Below are 16,104 nucleotides of genomic sequence, written 5' to 3'. Positions count from 1 at the left end.
TTCCTCCGGGCTTCCTTCGTTCTTGCGTTTCCGACTCTATCAGATCTTTCCGATCCGATTTCCTCGGTGCTTTCCGGTCCCTTTCGCTTTGGCTCCGGGCCCTTCCGGCGGTTTCGAGTTTATCAGATGTTTTCGATCCGATTTCCTCTGCGCTTTCCGTTCCCGGCTTTCCGACTTTCGTCTTCTTTCCGGGGCCTTCCGGCGCGATCCGACTTTATCAGAAGTTCTGAGCCGGATTTCCCGCCTCCCGGTTCGACCCTCCCGGCACACAGCGGTGCCCGGGGCTTCCCCTCCGGCGGAGCCGTAAACGTACTGGAGGGGGGCGCCCCGATGCAAATCGAGGCGCCCCCCCTCCCGGGCCGCGGCGGACGGTCCGTCAGGATCCGCCAGGGGATCCGTCAGACCTCCACGACCACCGGGAGGATCATCGGGCGGCGGCGGTAGGTGTCGGAGACCCACTTGCCGACCGTGCGGCGGATCAGCTGCTGGAGCTGGTGCGCCTCGACCACGCCGTCCTGGGCGGACTTGTTCAGGGCCTGGTCGATCTTCGGGAGCACCGCGTCGAAGGCGGAGTCCTCGATGCCGGAGCCCCGGGCGTGGACGTTGGGGCCGCCCACGATCTTGCCGGTGGAGGAGTCCACCACCACGAAGACCGAGATGATGCCCTCTTCGCCCAGGATCCGGCGGTCCTTGAGGGAGCTCTCGGTGACGTCGCCGACCGAGAGGCCGTCGACGTACACGTAGCCGGCCTGGACCTTGCCGGTGATGCGGGCACGGCCGTCGACCAGGTCGACGACGACGCCGTCCTCGGCGATGACGATGTGGTCCTTCGGGATGCCCGTCATCGCGCCGAGCTCGGCGTTGGCGCGCAGGTGGCGCCATTCGCCGTGGACCGGCATGAGGTTCTTCGGCTTGCAGATGTTGTAGAAGTACAGCAGCTCGCCGGCCGAGGCGTGGCCCGAGACGTGCACCTTGGCGTTGCCCTTGTGGACGACGTTGGCGCCCCAGCGGGTCAGGCCGTTGATCACGCGGTAGACCGCGTTCTCGTTGCCCGGGATCAGGGAGGACGCCAGGATCACGGTGTCGCCGGGGACGATCCGGATCTGGTGGTCTCGGTTGGCCATCCGGGAGAGGGCGGCCATGGGCTCGCCCTGCGAGCCCGTGCACACGAGCACGACCTCGTCGTCCGGGAGGTCGTCGAGGGTCTTCACGTCGACGACGAGACCGGCGGGGACGCGCAGGTAGCCCAGGTCACGGGCGATGCCCATGTTGCGGACCATGGAGCGGCCGACGAAGGCGACCCTGCGGCCGTACTCGTGGGCGGCGTCCAGGATCTGCTGGATGCGGTGCACGTGGCTGGCGAAGCTGGCCACGATGATGCGCTTCTGGGCGTTGGCGAAGACGTTGCGCAGGACGCTGGAGATGTCGCGCTCGTGCGGCGTGAAGCCCGGGACCTCGGCGTTCGTCGAGTCGGTGAGCAGGAGGTCGATGCCCTCCTCGCTCAGCCGCGCGAAGGCGTGCAGGTCGGTGAGGCGGTTGTCCAGCGGCAGCTGGTCCATCTTGAAGTCGCCGGTGTGGACGACCATGCCCGCGGGGGTGCGGACGGCGACGGCCAGGGCGTCGGGGATGGAGTGGTTGACGGCGATGAACTCGCAGTCGAAGGGGCCGAACCGCTCGCGGTGCCCCTCGGCCACCTCGAGGGTGTAGGGGCGGATGCGGTGCTCCTGGAGCTTGGCCTCGATGAGGGCGAGGGTCAGCCGGGAGCCGATGAGCGGGATGTCCGGCTTGAGCCGGAGCAGGTACGGCACGGCACCGATGTGGTCCTCGTGGCCGTGGGTCAGGACGATGCCCTCGACGTCGTCCAGGCGGTCCTGGATGGTGGTGAAGTCGGGCAGGATCAGGTCGACGCCCGGCTGCTCCTCCTCGGGGAAGAGGACGCCGCAGTCGACGATCAGCAGACGGCCGTCGAACTCGAAGACCGTCATGTTGCGGCCGATCTCGCCGAGGCCGCCCAGCGGGGTGACGCGCAGGCCGCCCTTCGGCAGCTTCGGCGGGGCGCCGAGTTCAGGATGCGGATGGCTCAAAAGGTTCTCCTCACCACACGCGCCACGTACCGGCTCGGCACGTGGCGCGTATGACATTCGTGCACTTGCTGTCGTGTTCGGTTAGGGATCTTCAGTTACGGATCTTCAGTTACGCGTGTTCAGTTGTGTGTGTTCAGTTACGGATCTTCGATTGTGAAGTCTGGTGTCAGATCTGTACCCCGCCGGCGGCAAGATCGATCTTGAGCTGGGCGGTCTCCTCGGCGGAGAGCTCCACGAGCGGCAGCCGCAGCGGACCGGCCGGGAGACCCTGGAGGCCGAGGGCGGCCTTGGTGGTCATGACGCCCTGGGTGCGGAACATGCCGGTGAAGACCGGGAGCAGCCGCTGGTGGATCTCGGTGGCCTTCTGGACGTCACCGGCGAGGTAGGCGTCGACGAGGGCGCGGAGCTCCGGGGCGACGACGTGGCCGACCACCGAGACGAAGCCGCAAGCGCCCACGGAGAGCAGCGGCAGGTTGAGCATGTCGTCGCCGGAGTACCAGGCGAGGCCGCTGCGGGCGATGGCCCAGCTGGCCCGGCCGAGGTCGCCCTTGGCGTCCTTGTTGGCGACGATCCGCGGGTGCTCGGCGAGCCGGACGATGGTCTCGGTGTCGATCGGGACACCGCTGCGGCCGGGGATGTCGTAGAGCATCACCGGGAGCCCGGTGGCGTCGGCGATGGCCGAGAAGTGCCGGTAGAGGCCCTCCTGCGAGGGCTTGTTGTAGTAGGGGGTGACGGCGAGCAGGCCGTGTGCGCCGTCGCGCTCTGCGGCGCGGGCCAGCTCGAGCGTGTGGTGGGTGTCGTTGGTTCCGATGCCGGCGACGACGTGGGCGCGGTCGCCGACCGCCTCCAGTACGGCCCGTACGAGCTGCGATTTCTCCGCGTCGCTGGTGGTGGGGGACTCGCCGGTGGTGCCGTTGACGACGAGGCCGTCGTTGCCTGCGTCCACGAGGTGGGTGGCGAGTCGCTGGGCGCCGTCGAGGTCGAGTGCGCCGTCCGCCGTGAAGGGCGTGACCATGGCGGTGAGGACCCGCCCGAAGGGGGTCTGCGGAGTGGAGATCGGAGCCATGGGTAACACGCTACTCGCTGCTCAGCGCCAGGGGTCCCCTCGGGGGACGCGATAAGGGGAGCCCGGCACTGCCTGCTCGGGGGTTCAGGCAGTGCCGGGTCCGTTTGATCAGCCTAGATGAACTTCACGAAACGTCGCAATACGGACACATCGCGCGCGAATTTCGTACTTGCGTACGTGACGGGGCGACGAGCGAGGTCCCGCATGGGTCCTGCGGCCGACGCCTCCCTCCTCCTTCAGAAGGAGATTAGGCCGCTTTGATGAAAAATCGGCACCAAATCCTCGCCGTGCTCGTCTCTACCGGTGACCCACACGTTCAGCAACGCCCCGAGGAGAGTGGCCCTGATGTTGCGCCGGCGAGAGCCCGTACCGTTCGCGTTCGTCGCGGAGTCCGACCGCTTTCGCAGTAACGTCACTCCCCCGCCCCGTGAACGTCCCACCGTCTCCCAGGTCCTCGGCCGCACGCTGCTCGGCCTGACGCTCGTCGCCGGGCTCGTCGGTGCCCTCGTGCTCGGCATGCCGTCCCTGGAGCCCGGGGACGCGAGCGGTCACCGGCATCAGTCCGAGGCTTCCGACGGGCGCTGAGGTAGCCTCACCGGGCACAGTCACCGAACGTGCTTGTGAGTGGAGACCCCGCCGTGCCCCTGCCCTTCCTGACGGCCGACCGCGACTTCGACGCAGACGACGACATCGACGACGTCGCGCTGCCGTTCGCCGACCACGACCAGTGGCGTCGTCCGTACCGGCCCGGCCCGTGGCGGGTGGGGCTCGCCGCGCTCGCGCTGCTGCTGGCCTCGTTCGTGCTGCTCGCGGCGGTCGTCATCGCCGCGGCGGGCGCGGTCGGCGGGGCCCTGTTCACCTTCGGTTTCGCGCTGCTGATCATCGGCATCGCGTTGCGCGTGCTGCGCATGGGCGTCTGGGTGAGCCGGGCCGGGCTGCGGCACGTGCGCTTCTTCGTGACGCGGACCGTCCCGTGGCCGCAGGCCGGCACCGTGCGCACCGTCCAGCAGCCGGTGCGCTGGCTGGGCCTGCCCCGTACGGTCCAGGGCCAGGCCCTGGTGCTCGTCCGGCAGAACGGTGAGCAGGCGACGCTGCTCACCGACCGCAACGCCGACTTCCTCTCCCGCGTCGAGGCCTTCGACCGCGCCGCGGACACGATCGAGGCATGGAACGCGGAGTACGCGGGATCGCTCCAGGCCGTCTGACCGGCGCGGAAGCCCTCAGCCGGCCCCGTCTCCCCGGAGCCGTCAGTCGACCGCGGAAGCCCTCAGCCGGCCGCGTGCCCCGGAGCCGTCGGCGAACGCAGAAGCCGTCGGCCCACCGCGGAAGCCCTCAGCCGCCGCGTGCCCCAGAGCCGTCGGCCCACCGCGGAAGCCCTCAGCCGGCCGCGTGCAGGGTGATCGCGCGCTGCATCGCCTTGCGGGCGCGCGGGGTGTCCCGCGCGTCGTGGTAGGCCACCGCCAGCCGGAACCAGCAGCGCCAGTCGTCCGGCGAGTCCTCCGTCTCGGCCTTGCGCCGGGCGAAGACCTCGTCGGCCGAGTCGCGGTCGATGCGGCCGCCTTCCGTGCGCCTCAGCTCGTCGACGGGCAGCCCGCCCTCGGCCTCCAGCTCCGCGGCCAGCCGGTTCGCCATCCGCGCGAAGCGGGTGTTCTTCCACAGGAACCAGCCGCCGACCAGCGGCAGCAGGAACGCCACCGCGCCCATGCCCATCGCCGCCGGCTCGCCGGTCAGCAGCAGCAGGACGCCCTCCATCCCCACCACCCCGAAGACGAGCACCAGGATGGTGGAGAGGAAGACGTACGTGATCTTTCCGCCCATGACCGTCAGCCCAGGTCCAGGAAGTGTTCCAGGCCGAAGGTGAGGCCCGGAGCGGTCACCACGCGGCGGGCGCCCAGCAGGATGCCCGGCATGAAGCTGGAGTGGTGCAGCGAGTCGTGGCGGACCGTGAGGGTCTCGCCCTCGCCGCCGAGCAGCACCTCCTGGTGGGCCAGCAGGCCCCGGAGCCGTACCGCGTGCACCGGGACGCCGTCGACGTCCGCGCCCCGCGCCCCGTCGAGCGCCGTGGTCGTGGCGTCGGGCTGCGGGGCGCAGCCTGCCTTCGACCGGGCCTCGGCGATCAGCTGGGCGGTGCGGGTGGCGGTGCCGGAGGGCGCGTCGACCTTGTTCGGGTGGTGGAGCTCGACGACCTCGACCGACTCGAAGTACGGCGCCGCGATCTGCGCGAACTTCATGGTGAGGACCGCGCCGATGGAGAAGTTCGGCGCGATCAGGACACCGGTCTCCGGGGACTGGGCGAGCCAGGCGTCGAGCTGCGCGAGGCGCTCCTCGGTCCAGCCGGTGGTGCCGACCACCGCGTGGATGCCGTGGCGCACGCAGAAGTCGAGGTTGCCCATGACCGAGGCGGGAGTGGTCAGCTCGACGGCGACCTGCGCCCCCGTCTCGGCCAGGGTCTCCAGCTTGTCGCCGCGCCCCAGGGCCGCGACCAGTTCCATGTCCTCGGCGGCCTCGACGGCCTTGACCGCCTCGGAGCCGATGCGGCCCTGGGCTCCGAGGACCGCCACGCGCAGCTTGCTCATTGCTCTCTTCCCTCAGTGACTCGTGGACTCGTGGACTCGTGACCCGTGACGCCTGACGCGTCCGGGTCAGGAGACCGCTTGGTGGAGGCGATCCGCCTGCTTGTCCTTCAGCGGGCCTATCACGGACAGCGAGGGCCGCTGCTCCAGTACGTCGCGGGCGACCGCGCGCACGTCGTCCGGGGTGACCTCGGCGATCCTCGCCAGCATGTCGTCGACCGACATCTGGGCGCCCCAGCACAGCTCGCTCTTGCCGATGCGGTTCATCAGCGCGCCGGTGTCCTCCAGGCCGAGGACGGTCGAGCCGGAGAGCTGCCCGATGGCGCGGGCGATCTCGTCGTCGGTGAGTCCGTCGCTCGCGACCTTGTCGAGCTCGTCCCGGCAGATCTTCAGCACGTCGTGGATCTGGCTCGGCCGGCAGCCCGCGTACACCCCGAAGAGTCCGCAGTCGGCGAAGCCCGAGGTGTACGAGTACACGCTGTAGGCCAGCCCGCGCTTCTCCCGTACCTCCTGGAAGAGACGGGAGGACATGCCGCCGCCGAGGGCGGTGTTCAGCACGCCGAGCGCCCAGCGGCGCTCGTCGGTGCGGGCCAGGCCGGGCATGCCGAGGACCACGTGCGCCTGCTCGGTCTTCCGGCCGAGCAGCTCGACCCTGCCCGCCGTCCGGAGGGTGCGCCTGCCGTCGCGCGGGGCGACCGGGCGGGAGTCCGTACGGGTGAGGGCGCCGGCCTTCTCGAAGGCGCGGCGGACCTGCCGTACGACCGTGGCGTGGTCGACGTTGCCCGCGGCGGCGACGACCAGGTGGGTGGGGTCGTAGTGCTTCTTGTAGAAGCGGGCGATCTGGTCGCGGGTGAGCGCGTTGATCGTGTCGACGGTTCCGAGGACCGGGCGGCCCAGCGGGGTGTCGCCGAACATGGTCTGCGCGAACAGGTCGTGCACGACGTCACCGGGGTCGTCCTCGGTCATCGCGATCTCCTCGAGGATGACGCCGCGCTCGGCGTCCACGTCCTCGGGGAGGATCAGCGAGCCCGTGAGCATGTCGCAGACGACGTCGATCGCCAGCGGCAGGTCGGTGTCGAGGACCCGGGCGTAGTAGCAGGTGTACTCCTTCGCCGTGAAGGCGTTCATCTCGCCGCCGACCGCGTCGATCGCGGCGGAGATGTCGAGGGCGGACCGCTTGTGGGTGCCCTTGAAGAGGAGGTGCTCCAGGTAGTGGGTGGCGCCGTTGAGCGCCGGGGTCTCGTCGCGGGAGCCGACGTGCGCCCAGATGCCGAAGGTGGCGGAGCGCACCGACGGCAGGGTCTCGGTGACGATGCGGAGGCCGCCGGGCAGCGTGGTGCGGCGGACGGTGCCGATGCCGTCCTTGCCCGGGAGGAGCGTTTGGGTACGGGCGACGGCCCGCCCCTCGGAGGAGGGGCGGGCCGTCGCACGAGAACTGCGGGACGTCACTGGTCGGTGTCGTCCTTCGCCTCGTCCTCGCCCTCGATCACGGGGATCAGGGAGAGCTTGCCGCGCTGGTCGATCTCGGCGATCTCGACCTGGACCTTCGAGCCGATCGCGAGCACGTCCTCGACGTTCTCCACGCGCTTGCCGCCGGCGAGCTTGCGGATCTGCGAGATGTGCAGCAGGCCGTCCTTGCCCGGGAGCAGGGAGACGAAGGCACCGAAGGTGGTGGTCTTGACGACCGTGCCCAGGTAGCGCTCGCCGACCTCCGGCATGGTCGGGTTGGCGATGCCGTTGATCGTGGCACGGGCGGCCTCGGCCTGCGAGCCGACCTGGGCACCGATGTAGATGGTGCCGTCGTCCTCGATCGTGATCTCGGCGCCGGTGTCCTCCTGGATCTGGTTGATCATCTTGCCCTTGGGGCCGATGACCTCGCCGATCTTGTCCACGGGGATCTTCACGGTGATGATCCGCGGGGCGTTGGGGGACATCTCGTCCGGGGTGTCGATCGCTTCCATCATCACGTCGAGGATGTGGAGGCGGGCGTCGCGGGCCTGCTTGAGGGCCGCGGCCAGGACGGAGGCCGGGATGCCGTCCAGCTTGGTGTCGAGCTGGAGGGCGGTGACGAACTCCTTCGTACCGGCGACCTTGAAGTCCATGTCGCCGAAGGCGTCCTCCGCACCGAGGATGTCGGTGAGGGCGACGTAGTGCGTCTCGCCGTTGATCTCCTGGGAGATCAGGCCCATGGCGATGCCGGCGACGGGGGCCTTGAGGGGCACACCGGCGTTCAGCAGCGACATGGTGGAGGCGCAGACCGAACCCATGGACGTCGAGCCGTTGGAGCCGAGGGCCTCGGACACCTGGCGGATCGCGTACGGGAACTCCTCGCGCGACGGCAGGACCGGCAGGATGGCGCGCTCGGCGAGGGCGCCGTGGCCGATCTCGCGGCGCTTCGGGGAGCCGACGCGGCCGGTCTCGCCGACGGAGTACGGCGGGAAGTTGTAGTTGTGCATGTAGCGCTTGCGGGTCACCGGGGAGAGGGTGTCCAGCTGCTGCTCCATGCGGAGCATGTTGAGGGTGGTGACACCCAGGATCTGGGTCTCGCCACGCTCGAACAGCGCCGAGCCGTGCACGCGCGGGATGGCCTCGACCTCGGCGGCGAGGGTACGGATGTCCGTGATCCCGCGGCCGTCGATGCGGACCTTGTCCTTGATGACGCGCTCGCGCACCAGGGCCTTGGTGAGGCTGCGGTAGGCGGCGGAGATTTCCTTCTCGCGGCCCTCGAAGGCCGGGAGGAGCTTCTCGGCGGCGATCTCCTTGACGCGGTCCAGCTCGGCCTCGCGGTCCTGCTTGCCCGCGATGGTGAGCGCCTGGGCGAGCTCGCCCCGGACGGCGGCGGAGAGGGCCTCGTACACGTCGTCCTGGTAGTCCAGGAAGACCGGGAACTCGCCCTCGGGCTTGGCGGCCTTGGCGGCGAGGTCGGCCTGGGCCTTGCAGAGGACCTTGATGAACGGCTTCGCGGCCTCGAGGCCCGCGGCGACGATCTCCTCGGTCGGCGCCTCGGCGCCGCCCTTGACGAGCTCGATGGTCTTCTCGGTGGCCTCGGCCTCGACCATCATGATCGCGACGTCGCCGTCCTCCAGGACACGGCCGGCGACGACCATGTCGAAGACGGCCTCCTCGAGCTCGGAGTGCGTCGGGAAGGCCACCCACTGGCCGCGGATCAGCGCGACGCGGACGCCGCCGATCGGGCCGGAGAAGGGCAGGCCGGCCAGCTGCGTGGACGCGGACGCGGCGTTGATCGCGACGACGTCGTACAGGTGGTCGGGGTTGAGCGCCATGATCGTGGCGACGACCTGGATCTCGTTGCGCAGGCCCTTCTTGAAGGACGGGCGCAGCGGGCGGTCGATCAGGCGGCAGGTGAGGATCGCGTCCTCGGAGGGGCGGCCCTCGCGGCGGAAGAAGGAGCCGGGGATCTTGCCGGCCGCGTACTGCCGCTCCTCGACGTCGACCGTCAGGGGGAAGAAGTCGAGCTGGTCCTTGGGCTTCTTCGAGGCGGTGGTCGCCGAGAGGACCATGGTGTCGTCGTCCAGGTAGGCGACGGCGGCACCGGCGGCCTGCTTGGCGAGGCGGCCGGTCTCGAAGCGGATGGTGCGGGTGCCGAACGTGCCGTTGTCGATGACGGCCTCGGCGTAGTGGGTCTCGTTCTCCACTAGCGGTTTCTCCTACGTTTCGTCTTTGCGTCCGGGCGCCCGTGTGGCGCGGGGACGGTGCGGGAGAAGCGCTGTCTTGGCGGGGCCGGTCTTCGATCGAAGCTCCCGGGATGAGTCCGGGGGCCACTACCGAGGACCGGCGTCGTGCCGGCTGCTTCTCGCGCGCCTGTGTGGCGTTGTGTGACCAGACTAAGTGCCGGTGGGCACATCACGCACGTACAGCAAAGGGAGCGGCCCCCTGAAAGTGGGAACCGCTCCCTTCACGGCGTCTTACTTGGCGCCGCCGGCCGCACCGCGGCGGATGCCGAGGCGGTCGACCAGCGTACGGAAGCGCTGGATGTCCTTCTTGGCCAGGTACTGCAGCAGACGGCGGCGCTGACCGACCAGGATCAGCAGACCACGACGGGAGTGGTGGTCGTGCTTGTGGGTCTTGAGGTGCTCGGTCAGGTCCGAGATGCGGCGGGACAGCATGGCGACCTGGACCTCGGGGGAGCCGGTGTCGCCCTCCTTGGTGCCGAACTCGGCCATGATCTGCTTCTTGACGGCGGCGTCGAGAGCCACGCGGATCTCCTCTGGTTCGTGCGCCCACGAGTGCCCCTGGTCTTGGTCTCAGGGGAAACTTCCGTGACTCGCGAGCGAAGGTCCGATGAGCGCTGCTCCCCGATTCCACGGGAGACCCGTGGCGGTTTCCGGGAGCGCGTACACAAACGGCCGTCACACAGCGTACCAGCTCGGCGTACGGCCCCGGGGGCGGGGCTCCCGCAGCGGAGGCGGGGACTCCGGCGCGGAGGCCGGGACTCCCGGCGCGGAGGCCGGGGCTCCGGAGCCGTAGGGGCCGGGCTCCCGGAGCGGAGGCCGGGGCTCCGGAGCCGTAGGGGCCGGGCTCCCGGAGCGGAGGCCGGGGCTCCGGGGGCCTTACCGTCGGCGCCTCCCGCCGTGGTCGCCCCGGGGCGGGGCTGCCGGAGCCGGGCTCAGCCGGTGAGCGAGCGGGCCCGCATGAACACGTCGAGGACGGCGAGGCACAGCGGGACCAGGGAGAGCAGCACGAAGCCCTCGGCGAGGTCGAGCAGCCGGCCCCAGAAGGGCGAGAGGCCCTTCCGCGGGATGATCAGGCCGATCGCGGTGACCAGGGCGGCGCCGGCGGCGACGGCCGCGGTCAGCCAGATCGTACGGATGTCGAGGCCGCCGCGGTCCCCGTACATCAGGAGGTCCTTGACCAGGTCGACCGGCGGGTTCAGGGAGAGGCCGAGGATCAGCAGGGCGATGGCGGCGAGGCCGGCGACCAGGACGGACGCGACCTGCGAGGTGTAGCGGAAGAGCCGGGCGCGCAGCAGCATCGCGAGGCCCGCGGCGAGGGCGAGCAGCTGGCCCCAGGTGTTGCCGGCGAAGCCGAGGACCGCGCTGGAGCCGACGACGACCGCGGCGCAGCCGCCCACCAGGCCGAGGAGCATCTCGTGGCCGCGGCGGGCCTGGAGCGCGATGCGCTCGCCGTCGACGGGCTGCGCCTCCGGGGCCGGCTGGTGCGGATCGGCGAGGAACTCGTCGTCGGCGGCGCTGCGCGGGGAGGCGTAGCCGATGGGCAGCCGGGCGAAGCGGGCGGACAGGCCGGGCAGGAACGCGACCAGGCCGATGGCGACGGGCACGCACACGGCGGCGGTCTGGGTGGCCGAGGCCTCGGTGAGGATCGCGACGAAGGTGGCGAGGGTGCCGACGGTGGCCAGGAAGGTCGCGGCCACGAAGGGGGCGTCGCCGCTCGGGGTGAGGGCGACCAGCGCGACGGAGGCGACGAGGACGGTGACGCAGCCGAGGAGGAACTGGAGCCGGCCCGGGCCCTGGCCGGCGTCGGGCGCGAGGATTCCGGAGCCGGCGATCAGCAGCAGCGGCAGCGCGCCGAGGCCGAGCGCGACGGCGGTGGCGCGGTCGCCGTAGACCCGGGCGCGGACGCCCGCGAAGGCGGTGAGCAGCACGCCGGCGGCACCCGCGATGATGCCGGGCAGGCTGTGCATGTCGTGGCGGACCGGGTCGGCGAACCAGAGCACGAAGCCCATGAGGACGAGCAGCAGCACCCCGCCGACGAGACCGGCGCCGCGCAGCAGCTCGTCGCTCCACAGGTGCCGGTCGCGGGTGACGGCGGAGGCGACGGCGTCGGAGACGTCGTCGTAGACGGCGGGCGGCAGGGACTGCGCGAAGGGGCGCAGCGAGAGCACCTCGCCGTCGAGGACCTGCTGGGCGGCGAGGGTGCGGGCGCCGTCGAGGACGGTGCCGTCCCGGCGGACCAGGTGGTAGCCGGCGGGGGCGCCGGCCGGCTGGGTCTGCCCGGTGAGCCGGAGGATCTCCGGGTAGACGTCGGCGACGGCGATGTCCTCGGGGAGTGCGACGTCGATGCGGCTGTCCGGCGCCACGACGGTGACGCGGCAGAAACCGGTCGCTGCGGTCGTACTCACGTGTCTGGACCCCCTGATTCGCGGTTGCGCACGGTGCGGCGCCACCCTACCGGGGACCGGCCCGGGTGGCTGCAAGTAGGATCCTGCACTCACGGGGGAGTCCGCACGGAACGACAGCCGACGGGGGCGCAGGTGCGGAAGTTCCTCCACGAGCCCGCCCGTAACGAGGGATTGATGCGCCGGTGAGCCAGATCGTCGTCAAACGCCCGCCGAGGTCCCTTCCTCCGGAAGTACCCGGTGAGGAACTGGTCCTGGAGTCTCCGCCGGAACTGCCGCGGGGGCAGCAGGAGTCGGCGTTGATGCAGCTCCTGCCGATGCTCGGCATGGGCTCGTCCGTGGTGTTCTTCTTCATGACGCCGTCCCCGATCATGCGGATCATGGGCACGCTGATGCTGGCCTCGACGGTCGGCATGGCGATCGCCCAGTTCGTCAGATTCCGCAAGGGGTCGCAGGGGCAAATGGCCGATGTCCGGCGGGACTACCTCAAATACCTCGCGCAGACCCGGCGTACGGTGCGGCGCACCGCGCGCAGGCAGCGGGACGCGCAGCTGTATCTGCACCCGGCGCCGGAGCAGTTGTGGTCGCTCGTCGCGGAGGGTTCGCGGGTGTGGGAACGCCGCGTCGGCGACCACGACTTCGCGCAGGCCCGGGTCGGGCTCGGCGCCCAGCAGCTGTCGACTCCGCTGGTGGCGCCGGAGACGGCGCCGGTCGACGAGCTGGAGCCGCTGTGCGCGGGCGCGATGCAGCAGTTCCTGGCGGTGCACGGCACCCTGGACGGTCTGCCGATGGCGGTCTCGCTGCGGGCCTTCTACCACGTGACGGTGTCCGGTGACCCGGAGGCCGCGCAGTCCGCGGCGCGCGGTCTGGTGGCGCAGCTGGTGACGCTGCACTCCCCCGACGACCTGATGGTGGCCGTGGTGGCGGCGCGGGGCGCGCAGGAGCGCTGGGACTGGACGAAGTGGCTGCCGCACACCCAGGTGCCGGGCACGGTCGACGGGGCGGGCACGAAGCGGCTGTTCGGCGACGACCTGGGCGAGCTGGAGCAGTTGATCCGCTCGAAGCTGGACGGCCGGCCGCGGTTCAGCCGGGACAACCAGCCGGTCCTGGACCAGCCGCACGTCGTGGTGGTCCTGGACGGCGGGATGGTGCCGCCGGACTCGCTGTTCGCGGCGGCCGAGGGCCTGCAGGGCGTGACCATCGTCGAGGTGGTCTCCGGTGAGCTCGACGAACCGCGCGGCGGTCTGTCCGTCGTCGTACGGCCGGGGCGGCTGCGCCTGGAGTCGGGCGGCGGCTTCGCGTACGAGGGCGTGCCGGACGGCATGTCGCTGCCGGCCGCGGAGGCGCTGGCCCGGCAGCTGGCGCCGCTGCGAATGGGCGGCGGGGACGACGACGAACCGCTGCTCGCGAACCTGGACTTCACGGACCTGCTGAACCTGGGCGACGCCGCCTCGGTGGACGTGGCGCGCACCTGGCGGCCGCGGTCGGTCGCGGAGCGCCTCCGGGTGCCGATCGGTGTCGGCGAGGACGGGCAGCCGGTCATGCTCGACCTCAAGGAGGCCGCGCAGGAGGGCATGGGCCCGCACGGTCTGTGCGTCGGTGCGACGGGTTCCGGAAAGTCGGAGCTGCTGCGGACGCTGGTGCTGGGCCTCGCGGTGACGCACTCCTCGGAGACGCTGAACTTCGTCCTCGCGGACTTCAAGGGCGGCGCGACCTTCGCGGGCATGTCGCAGATGCCGCACGTGGCGGCCGTCATCACCAACCTCTCCGACGACCTCACGCTGGTCGACCGCATGGGCGACGCGATCCGCGGTGAGCTCCAGCGGCGCCAGGAGCTGCTGCGGTCGGCGGGCAACTACGCCAACATCCACGACTACGAGAAGGCGCGGGCGGCCGGTGCGCCGCTGGAGCCGCTGGCCTCGCTGGTCCTGGTCATCGACGAGTTCTCCGAACTCCTCACCGCCAAGCCCGACTTCATCGACATGTTCATCCAGATCGGCCGTATCGGCCGTTCGCTGGGTGTGCATCTGCTGCTGGCCTCGCAGCGCCTGGAGGAGGGCAAGCTGCGCGGCCTGGACACGTACCTGTCGTACCGGATCGGTCTGCGGACCTTCTCCGCCGCCGAGTCGCGCACCGCGATCGGCGTGCCGGACGCCTACCACCTGCCGTCGGTGCCGGGTTCGGGCTATCTGAAGTTCGGCACGGACGAGATGACCCGCTTCAAGGCGGCGTACGTCTCCGGCACGTACCGTACGGGCGGCCCGCGCCTGGAGGCGGGGAGCATGGCGATCGAGCGGCGGCCCGCGCTGTTCACGGCGTCGCCGGTGCCCGTGGTGTACGCGGCTCCGGACCCGGCGTACCTGACGGCGCAGCGCGACGAGGACGACGACGCGCTCGCGGACACGGTGCTGGACGTGATCGTGCGGCGGCTCGAGGGGCAGGGCGTGCCGGCGCACCAGGTGTGGCTGCCGCCGCTGGACCAGGCGCCGACGCTCGACCAGCTGCTGCCGGGGCTGGCGGCGACCGCGGAGCGCGGTCTCACGGCGACCGAGTACACCCGTCCGGGCGGGCTCACGGTGCCGCTCGGCCTCATCGACAAGCCGTTCGAGCAGCGGCGCGAGGTGCTCTACCGGGACTTCTCGGGCGCGGCGGGCCACATGATGGTGGTCGGCGGTCCGCAGTCCGGCAAGTCGACCCTGATGCGGACGATGATCTCGTCGTTCGCGCTCACCCACACGCCGGCCGAAGTGCAGTTCTACTGCCTGGACTTCGGTGGTGGCGGCATGTCGTCGCTGGCCGAGCTGCCGCACGTCGGTGGTGTGGCCTCGCGTCTGGACCCGGAGCGGGTGCGGCGCACGGTGGCCGAGGTGCTCGGTGTGCTCAACCGGCGGGAGGAGTTCTTCCGCGCCCACAACATCGACTCGATCGCGACCTACCGGCGCAAGCGGGCGGCGGGCGAGCTGCCGAACGAGCCGTGGGGCGACGTGTTCCTGGTCATCGACGGCTGGGGCGGCTTCCGCAACGAGTACGAGGGTCTCGAGTCCCTGGTCGCCGACCTCGCGGCCCGCGGCCTCGGCTACGGCATCCACGTCGTCATCACCGCGGCCCGCTACATGGAGGTGCGGGCGGCGCTCAAGGACCAGATGCTGGGCCGGCTGGAGCTGCGGCTCGGTGACGTCATGGACTCCGAGTTCGACCGCAAGGTGGCGGCGAACGTGCCGACCGGTGTGCCGGGCCGCGGCCAGGTGCCGGAGAAGCTGCACTTCATGGGTGCGCTGCCGCGGATCGACGGCTCGAGCTCGGCGGACGACCTCGCGTCGGGCACGGCGGCGTTCGTGGAGGCCGTACGCAGCGGCTGGCAGAACCGTCCCGGGGCGCCCGCGGTGCGGCTGCTGCCGCACAAGCTGGCGGCCGAGCAGCTGCCGAAGGGCTTCGAGTTCCCGCAGCACGGCATCGCGATCGGCATCGACGAGACGCGCCTGGAGCCGGTGTTCGTCAACTTCGACACCGACCCGTTCTTCCTGGTCTTCGGCGAGAGCGAGTCCGGCAAGACCAACCTGCTGCGGCTGATCGCCAAGCAGATCGGCGAGCGCTACTCCCCCGACGAGGCCAAGCTGGTCGTCGGCGACTACCGGCGGGCGCTGCTCGGCAGCCTGCCGGAGGAGCACCTGCTGGAGTACGCGCCGATGGCGAGCTCCATGCAGATGCACATGGAGGCGCTGTCGGGCGTCTTCGCGCGGCGCCAGCCGCCGCAGGACGTGACGCCGCAGCAGCTGCGCGACCGCAGCTGGTGGTCGGGGCCGCAGGTCTTCATCATCGTCGACGACTACGACCTGGTCGCGACGAGCGCCGGCAACCCCCTCGCCCCGCTCGCGGAGTACCTGCCCTTCGCCCGTGACACGGGCGTGCGCTTCATCATCGCGCGCAACAGCGCGGGCGCGTCGCGCTCCATGTACGAGTCGTTCATGCAGCGCATCAAGGAGCTGGGCGCGCAGGGCATCGTCCTCTCCGGCGACCCGTCGGAGGGCGACCTGATCGGCACGGCCCGCCCGCGCCCGATGCCGCCGGGCCGCGGCTACTTCGTGGGCCGACGCGGGCAGGCGTCGCTGGTGCAGACGGGGCGACTGCCGGAGCGGTAGGCCGCTGTGGTGCGGTGCGGGCCGACGGCACCGCACCACAGCGCGTCCCCGCGCGGGGACGGCGAACGATCAGGCGTACGGGAGCAGGCGGCGGCCGACACGATCGAGTGCGAGCTGGACGGCAGTACAAGGCAGGCCACGAGCG

11 protein-coding genes are annotated in these 16,104 nt (G+C 70.9%); 3 read left to right on the top strand and 8 right to left on the bottom strand.

Features of this window, described 5'->3' with window-relative positions; genetic code table 11:
- Positions 1–398 precede the first annotated feature (398 nt).
- Positions 399–2,084, bottom strand: coding sequence for a ribonuclease J (locus tag ESG85_RS01455; RefSeq protein WP_128976165.1), 1,686 nt, complete (start codon positions 2,082–2,084; stop codon positions 399–401).
- A gap of 166 nt (positions 2,085–2,250) precedes the next feature.
- Positions 2,251–3,150: a 4-hydroxy-tetrahydrodipicolinate synthase gene (gene dapA, locus ESG85_RS01450; protein WP_128976164.1), complete on the bottom strand. Its 900-nt coding sequence runs from the start codon at positions 3,148–3,150 to the stop codon at positions 2,251–2,253.
- Between the two features lie 345 nt (positions 3,151–3,495).
- Here dapA and ESG85_RS01445 point away from each other — a divergent pair, with 345 nt between their 5' ends.
- Both ESG85_RS01445 and ESG85_RS01440 read left to right on the top strand, forming a co-directional pair.
- Positions 3,496–3,735 (top strand): hypothetical protein, encoded by a 240-nt coding sequence (locus tag ESG85_RS01445; RefSeq protein WP_164986135.1) that lies wholly within the window; start codon positions 3,496–3,498, stop codon positions 3,733–3,735.
- A gap of 53 nt (positions 3,736–3,788) precedes the next feature.
- A complete protein-coding gene (locus ESG85_RS01440; protein ID WP_128976169.1) occupies positions 3,789–4,355 on the top strand; it encodes a hypothetical protein in 567 nt (188 codons plus the stop codon).
- 172 nt (positions 4,356–4,527) lie between these two features.
- Here the strand turns inward: ESG85_RS01440 and ESG85_RS01435 are convergent, their stop codons facing one another.
- From ESG85_RS01435 to eccD, 6 genes are all read right to left on the bottom strand, one after another.
- Positions 4,528–4,968, bottom strand: coding sequence for a hypothetical protein (locus tag ESG85_RS01435; RefSeq protein WP_128976163.1), 441 nt, complete (start codon positions 4,966–4,968; stop codon positions 4,528–4,530).
- Positions 4,969–4,973: 5 nt separating this feature from the next.
- Complete coding sequence (gene dapB, locus ESG85_RS01430) at positions 4,974–5,726, bottom strand: 4-hydroxy-tetrahydrodipicolinate reductase (RefSeq protein ID WP_128976162.1); 753 nt, start codon at positions 5,724–5,726, stop codon at positions 4,974–4,976.
- A 66-nt stretch (positions 5,727–5,792) separates the two neighbouring features.
- Positions 5,793–7,172 carry a M16 family metallopeptidase gene (locus tag ESG85_RS01425; protein WP_128976161.1) on the bottom strand — a complete coding sequence of 460 codons (1,380 nt, stop codon included), beginning with the start codon at positions 7,170–7,172 and terminating at the stop codon, positions 5,793–5,795.
- Positions 7,169–9,379, bottom strand: a complete 2,211-nt coding sequence (locus ESG85_RS01420; RefSeq protein ID WP_128976160.1) for a polyribonucleotide nucleotidyltransferase — start codon at positions 9,377–9,379, stop codon at positions 7,169–7,171. The genes ESG85_RS01425 and ESG85_RS01420 overlap by 4 nt, the downstream gene beginning before the upstream one ends.
- Positions 9,380–9,649: 270 nt before the next feature.
- Entirely contained in the window at positions 9,650–9,940 is a 291-nt protein-coding gene (rpsO, locus tag ESG85_RS01415) for a 30S ribosomal protein S15 (RefSeq protein WP_128976159.1), read from the bottom strand.
- Positions 9,941–10,350: 410 nt separating this feature from the next.
- On the bottom strand, positions 10,351–11,823 hold the full coding sequence (gene eccD / locus ESG85_RS01410) for a type VII secretion integral membrane protein EccD (protein WP_128976158.1): 1,473 nt from the start codon (positions 11,821–11,823) through the stop codon (positions 10,351–10,353).
- A 182-nt stretch (positions 11,824–12,005) separates the two neighbouring features.
- On the opposite strand from eccD, the gene eccCa reads away from it, so the two are divergent.
- A complete protein-coding gene (eccCa, locus tag ESG85_RS01405) occupies positions 12,006–15,959 on the top strand; it encodes a type VII secretion protein EccCa (protein WP_128976157.1) in 3,954 nt (1,317 codons plus the stop codon).
- Positions 15,960–16,104: the final 145 nt, after the last annotated feature.

The sequence above is a fragment of the Streptomyces roseicoloratus genome (assembly GCF_004117935.1).
GTDB classification, from domain to species: domain Bacteria; phylum Actinomycetota; class Actinomycetes; order Streptomycetales; family Streptomycetaceae; genus Streptomyces; species Streptomyces roseicoloratus.
Note: the sequence above shows the minus strand (reverse complement) of the source record. Positions and strands in the feature narration are given on the sequence as shown.